The organism is Acinetobacter sp. WCHAc060033, assembly GCF_004209125.1.
Taxonomy (GTDB): Bacteria; Pseudomonadota; Gammaproteobacteria; order Pseudomonadales; family Moraxellaceae; genus Acinetobacter; species Acinetobacter wuhouensis.
Window position 1 is genome coordinate 1 of record NZ_SGSW01000087.1, and the last position, 5,942, is coordinate 5,942.

The 5,942-nt window shown below is 43.0% G+C and carries 8 protein-coding genes and 1 pseudogene; 2 read left to right on the forward strand and 7 right to left on the reverse strand.

Annotated elements, in window-relative coordinates:
• Positions 1–875: sensor domain-containing diguanylate cyclase (locus EXE10_RS19840; RefSeq protein WP_130114504.1), on the forward strand; the 875-nt coding region annotated here is incomplete at its 5' end.
• A 219-nt stretch (positions 876–1,094) separates the two neighbouring features.
• Here EXE10_RS19840 and EXE10_RS19845 read toward each other — a convergent pair.
• From EXE10_RS19845 to msrA, 7 genes are read right to left on the reverse strand one after another with little or no spacing between them, the layout of a single operon-like run.
• The gene (locus EXE10_RS19845; protein WP_001281573.1) at positions 1,095–1,757 is read right to left on the reverse strand and encodes a peptide-methionine (S)-S-oxide reductase MsrA; all 663 of its coding nucleotides are present in this window, start codon (positions 1,755–1,757) and stop codon (positions 1,095–1,097) included.
• A 9-nt stretch (positions 1,758–1,766) separates the two neighbouring features.
• Positions 1,767–3,041 carry an acetyl-CoA C-acetyltransferase gene (locus EXE10_RS19850; RefSeq protein ID WP_000857678.1) on the reverse strand — a complete coding sequence of 425 codons (1,275 nt, stop codon included), beginning with the start codon at positions 3,039–3,041 and terminating at the stop codon, positions 1,767–1,769.
• Positions 3,038–3,346 (reverse strand): antibiotic biosynthesis monooxygenase family protein, encoded by a 309-nt coding sequence (locus EXE10_RS19855; RefSeq protein ID WP_000582514.1) that lies wholly within the window; start codon positions 3,344–3,346, stop codon positions 3,038–3,040. The genes EXE10_RS19850 and EXE10_RS19855 overlap by 4 nt, the downstream gene beginning before the upstream one ends.
• Before the next feature lie 50 nt (positions 3,347–3,396).
• Positions 3,397–3,642: a glutaredoxin family protein gene (locus tag EXE10_RS19860; RefSeq protein WP_000905740.1), complete on the reverse strand. Its 246-nt coding sequence runs from the start codon at positions 3,640–3,642 to the stop codon at positions 3,397–3,399.
• A 54-nt stretch (positions 3,643–3,696) separates the two neighbouring features.
• Positions 3,697–4,137 carry a peptide-methionine (R)-S-oxide reductase MsrB gene (gene msrB, locus EXE10_RS19865; RefSeq protein WP_000483554.1) on the reverse strand — a complete coding sequence of 147 codons (441 nt, stop codon included), beginning with the start codon at positions 4,135–4,137 and terminating at the stop codon, positions 3,697–3,699.
• Positions 4,138–4,168: 31 nt separating this feature from the next.
• Complete coding sequence (locus EXE10_RS19870) at positions 4,169–4,429, reverse strand: glutaredoxin (protein WP_001076938.1); 261 nt, start codon at positions 4,427–4,429, stop codon at positions 4,169–4,171.
• Positions 4,430–4,432: 3 nt separating this feature from the next.
• The gene (msrA, locus tag EXE10_RS19875) at positions 4,433–4,921 is read right to left on the reverse strand and encodes a peptide-methionine (S)-S-oxide reductase MsrA (protein WP_000762837.1); all 489 of its coding nucleotides are present in this window, start codon (positions 4,919–4,921) and stop codon (positions 4,433–4,435) included.
• Between the two features lie 218 nt (positions 4,922–5,139).
• On the opposite strand from msrA, the pseudogene EXE10_RS19880 reads away from it, so the two are divergent.
• Positions 5,140–5,942: pseudogene (locus EXE10_RS19880) on the forward strand (IS4 family transposase); the annotation flags it as partial.

Consider the following 5,942-nt stretch of genomic DNA (forward strand, 5'->3'; position numbering starts at 1 on the left):
TCTGTGATGCACCAGTGGCTATGGTGACGCGAACCGATGACACAAAGCTGAATCTAATTGCAAAAGTTGGTATTTCGCGTACCTCTGTATTAATTAAAGAGTCCTTTTGCGTGTATGCAATGGAAACACCTGATGCGGTAATGGTGGTCCCTGACGCTACTTTAGATCACAGATTCAGTACCAATGCTATGGTGATTTCAGGACCTGGCTACCGATTTTATGCTGGCTCGCCGCTGATTGATCCCGAAGGTGCAGTGATTGGTACTATTTGTGTCTATGATCATGTTCCTAAGCAGCTGAACCAGCGGCAGATAAGCTCTTTGCAGGCTCTGTCCAGACAAGTGATCGCCATACTGGAGCTGAAAAAAGTCGGCGAACAATTACATAATACCAGCATGACGGATGCGCTGACAGGGGTGAACAACAGAAGAGCTTTTGACCTCAAGTTTGAAGCTGAATTTGCTCGCTGGCAAAGAACAGGACAATCTTTTGTACTGGCATTGATTGATATTGATCACTTTAAGAGTTTTAACGACAGCTATGGTCATGCCGCAGGAGATGAGGCACTGAGTCAAGTCGCGGCTCTGTTTCAGCGCCATAGCAGGAACTATGACTTTTTCGCCCGTTATGGTGGTGAAGAGTTTGTGCTGATCCTGCCAGGCACAGACACAGCGTCCGCAAATAAAACACTGGAAAAGTTAAGGCTGGTAGTGGCTAACCATGAGTGGTTATTACGACAATTAACGGTCAGCATAGGTTTGGCCAGCGCTGATTTATTTGACGACAAAAAGCAGTTGCTCGAAGTCGCCGATCAGATGTTATACAAAGCTAAAACCCAAGGCCGCAATCAAACCAGTGTGTTCGCCACACTGTAAGAGATCTGTTCATGCTGCGCTGATCTCAAGACCTCATAAAAACTGAGGTCTTGCTTCGGTCGATAAGCTGGTCTGATATTGGCATTATTTATTCCTTTCAAATACATGGGTAATGCGACTTACACAGATTTTTTATGCTCTCTTGGACTCCATGTGAAGGAGATCGTCACATTCTTTACATATAGAAAATAGAGTTCTTTAGCCAGCTGCAATTTCAGATTAACCGATTCGGTAAGCTTTCTGCATTTCCGGAGACAACTTTTTTAGCCAGCTTGAGAGACTGAAGCCTTTTCTATCGGTACTATTTAATTTAGTAAAATACAGATGTTCATCCCAGCGAGGACCGAAATCTACTTCTGCAAGACTTACAAGCTGTTTGTTTCTGCGAAGACGATGCTTTTGATGGTAATCTTCGGCGGGCCAAAAATAACCATTTTGTTCTCCGGCCTCAATCACCTCGGGAGATTTCTCCTTTCCAATCGCTTGAATCAGTTCTTCAGCTACTTGTTTTTGCTCCAGATCAAAAACAAAAAGTATCTGGCGATACTGGCCCTGCTTTCTACCATGAACAGACCATGATTCAAAACTTCCAAGAAGTTCCCTGTAGCTGATTTGGTCTTTATCGTAGATCACTCTGACGACTTCGGCGTGTCCGTTGATGTTGCGGTAACTCGGATCCAGAGTTGATGCTCCAGCGTAGCCAACACGTGTTTGCACTACTCCCTGCGTCCCTCCAAAATTAGAATCCGGTCCCCAAAAGCAACCCATGCCGAAAACCGTTTGACTAAGCTTCCCGATTTTCAATGCTTCTTCGATTGCTTCAGGGGTTGCAAATTCATAGCTTTCAACACCGTCTTCTTTATTCATTTTTAGATCCGACATATTTTTCTCCTAACTTTCAAGAATTGTAGCCACTCCCATTCCTCCCGCCGTGCAAACGACGATAAGGCCACGTTTTCCAGGACCAGCTGAGTGCAGTATCTTTGCTAAAACTCCGACGATCTTAGCGCCAGTAGCCGCAAACGGATGCCCAAGGGCAATGCTACTTCCACGGACATTTAGCTTCGAGCGGTCAATTTTTCCGAGAGGCTCTGATCGTCCCAAACGTGTTTTGCAGTATTCAGCAGACTCCCACGCCTTCATCGTGCAGAGCACTTGTCCAGCGAACGCCTCGTGAATTTCGTAAAAATCAAAATCCTGAAGCTTTAAGCCGTTTCGCTTCAATAATTCACTGACGGCCACAGTTGGGGCCATAAGCAAACCTTCGCCAGCGACATAATCCACGGCGGAAGTATGAGAATCCACAATCTTAGCCAACAGGGGCCAATTATTCTTTTTTGCCTCTTCTTCTGATGCTAAAAGAACGGTGGACGAGCCATCTGTGAGCGAGCTTGAATTTCCCGCCGTCAAAGTCCCTTTTTCTGATTTATCAAAAACAGGTTTTAACTTCGACAATTTTTCCAAAGTTGTATCAGCACGCAAAATTCCATCGGTCTTATTTCCTTGGAATGGAAAGACGAGATCATCATAAAACCCATCTTTATATGCTTGAGCTGCATTTCTGTGACTTGCCAGCGCTAACTCATCTTGCTCTTGGCGAGAAATATTCCACTCTTTAACCATGAGTTCGCAATGCTCACCCATTGATTTTCCGGTGCGTGGCTCAACCACTGCGGGCAACACTGGCTTTAGATCGCTAGGTTTAATTCCTAAAATGATTTTTACTTTCTCACCAAGCGTTCTGGCAGAATTCAACGCAATCAATTTTCTTGCGAAAGTTCGACTAACCATAATGGGCAAATCGCTGTTGCTATCAACACCGCCCGCAATGCCACTTTCAATTTGGTGGCTAGAAATTTTGTGAGCAATCTGAATCGTATTTTCCAAGCTCGTTCCGCAAGCACGTTGCACGTTATATGCCGGAGTGTTTGGATGCAAACCGGAGGATTGAACGACTTCACGAGCCAAATTCCAGTTAGCCGAGCTGTGCATGACAGCTCCTAAGGCTACATCGCCCACAGTTTTTCCTTCCAAGTTATATCTATCAACTAAACTCTTTAGGCTCGCCGTCATTAGTTCTTCACTTGAGACGTCTCGATATGCGGTCATAGATTTCATAAATGGAATCCGAGCTCCACCTACGATATAAACGTTTCTCGTTTTCATAATTTCACCTCCGGCTTTGTGTGCCGTTCAAAAACTTCTCCGACCTTCACGTCGTACGATTCAAAAATGTAGTCTTTGCCAAGCATCTTGGCTTTTTTGTGTTCGGGATGCTTATCCCAAGCATCGAAAGCTTCTCTGGTAAGGAACTCGACAATTAGAACATCTTCACCGTTAGGAGAAGAAAACCGCTCATGGCTTCCGTAACCAGGAATGGCTTCGACAAGCGCGGACATCTCGGCGTATCTTCTTTCAAACTCCCCACCGTGCTCCTTGGCAACACGACTGCGGACAACTGCTATAATCATTGATCTGACTCCTTACTAAGCTAATTACAATCCTCAAAAAAAAGATCTCGTTATTTCATCGAAGCTTCCAACCACTTGTCGAGATCCTTGAACTTGGGGTTTCTCAGCTTCTTTGTCCCAACCAGTATTGTCGGGAAATTTAACTTTCCAGTAGTATAAAGGGATCGCAGTTCATCAGCTGCCGCGTCGTCTTCGTGAACATCTAAAAAATCAAACTCGATTCCTTTTTCTTTCAAGTACGACTGGTAAATCTTGGTTTTATGGCAGTCTTTATGACCGAACAGCTTAATCAACACGAACGGCTCCTTTTTTCAAAAGGTTCACTTTCATAAACCCCCTCGATTTAAAAATTATTCTACAAACTTCAATGACTCCGAGTTGATGCAGAATCGAGCCCCAGAGGGCTCAGGACCATCTGGAAAAACGTGCCCTAAGTGGGCTTCGCACACATTGCATAGCACTTCGATTCTTCGTCCGTAAGTCGTGTCCAGTTCATATTGAATTACGTTGTCGGCGACGGGCTCAGAAAAACTCGGCCAACCTGTTCCCGAATCAAACTTAACGTTCGAATCAAACAGTTCAGTGTCGCAGCCCGCGCAGGCATACCGTCCTGCCTCATAAAATGAACAGAGTTCCCCAGTGTGAGGGCGCTCGGTGCCTTTCTTCCGCATGACATTAAATTGAGCGGGCGTCAGAATTTTTTTCCACTCTTCCTCGCTCTTTTCTACTTTTCTAGGAGGAGCGGGAGTGCCGTTATCGAGATAGTTGTTAATGCTTTCCCAGTTGAACATAAATTTGCTCCTTTATTTTTGGGTTTGTTCTTTAGCTATCAATCCACGCGAAGAAGTCAGTCGCGCTACCAATGAATTTTCCATCCACAAAAACTTGCGGAACAGTTTGAAGGTTGGTTTTTTTCTTCAACTCATCATAAGTCTTGGGATCGTCATCCACGCGAATTTGTTTAAAATCAACTTTTTCAGAAGTTAAGTACTCCTTCACGCGTTTACTAAACGGACAATGGTCTTTTGTGTAGATGACAACGTTCTTAAGTTCTTTCATTTTTTCCTCTTTCGTTTGATTCATGGTTTAATCTCTCTCAAAATGGCACGTGTACCCGTGGGGATTCTTCTTCAAATAGTTTTGGTGATACTCCTCAGCGTCATAAAACTCTTTTTCCAAGGCTACCGTCGTGACCACGGGATTCTCGAAGCGACCGATCTCATTGACCTCATCAATCACGTTTTCGATAATCGCTTTCTGTGCATCGTCACGATAGAACGCTGCCGAGCGATACGAAGTGCCAACATCATTTCCTTGGCGATTCTTCGTAGTCGGATCATGGATTTTGAAAAAGTAATGTAGAATCTCTTCGAGAGATATTTCGTCTTGGTCGTATTCCACGCGAACCGCTTCGGCGTGCCCCGTTTTCCCTGTTATAATATCGGCGTAGGTAGGATCATCAAAATCTCCGCCAGAGTAGCCCACCTTCGTTGACGTCACACCGTCCAGACTCCTAAGGAGGTCTTCGAGACCCCAAAAACACCCTCCGGCAACGATCACATAATCTAGTTTCATAAAGCCTCCTTAGTTTTCATCCACTTACTGATTAGACTGACTTTACAGCATGTAAAATAGATATAATATGTTCAATAGTTCGTATAACATGACCTATTGGACAGTTTACGTAGGAGCTATATATGGATGTTCTCAGTGAAATTTTAGCTCTGTACACGACAAAAATAGATAACTCATTGAAATAATGTCACAATAATTGTTTTCTAACGACGAATACTATGACACATCTCAATGAGTTATATCTTATCTTAAACAAATATCTAAAATGGAACAAGTCACATTTAAAGTGCTTTGCGCTCATCATGCTTGTGATTATTTTAAAGCAAACATGTAATCTTTCTTCTGCATCTAAAGCCTTGCCCATCAAGTGCTTACCACAATCATTTTATCGACGTATGCAGCGCTTCTTTGCAGGTCAGTATTTCGATTATCGTCAAATTTCTCAGTTGATTTTCAATATATTTTCATTCGACAAAGTGCAACTGACTTTAGATAGAACCAATTGGAAATGGGGAAAACGAAATATTAATATCCTGATGCTCGCGATCGTTTATCGTGGAATAGCGATACCTATCGTTTGGACATTACTTAATAAACGTGGAAATTCAGATACAAAAGAGCGTATTGCTTTGATTCAACGCTTTATCTCCATTTTTGGTAAAGACCGTATTGTGAATGTGTTCGCAGACAGAGAGTTTATCGGTGAGCAGTGGTTTACATGGTTAATTGAACAAGACATCAACTTCTGCATTCGTGTTAAAAAAACTTTATTGTCACCAATCATTTAGGAAAGAATCATAAAATCAGTGATTTATTTCGCCATCTTCAAGTTGGTCAAATTGAATGTCGTAAACGACGGATTTTGGTTGGTCGAGTGAAACTATATATAAGTGCACTACAGTTAGAAAATGGAGAACTTTTACTCGTCGTTTCTCCTCAGTTTAATGCCAATTCTATTCAGGATTATGCATTACGCTGGGAAATTGAAACCTTATTCAGTTGTCTCAAAGGACGCGGGTTT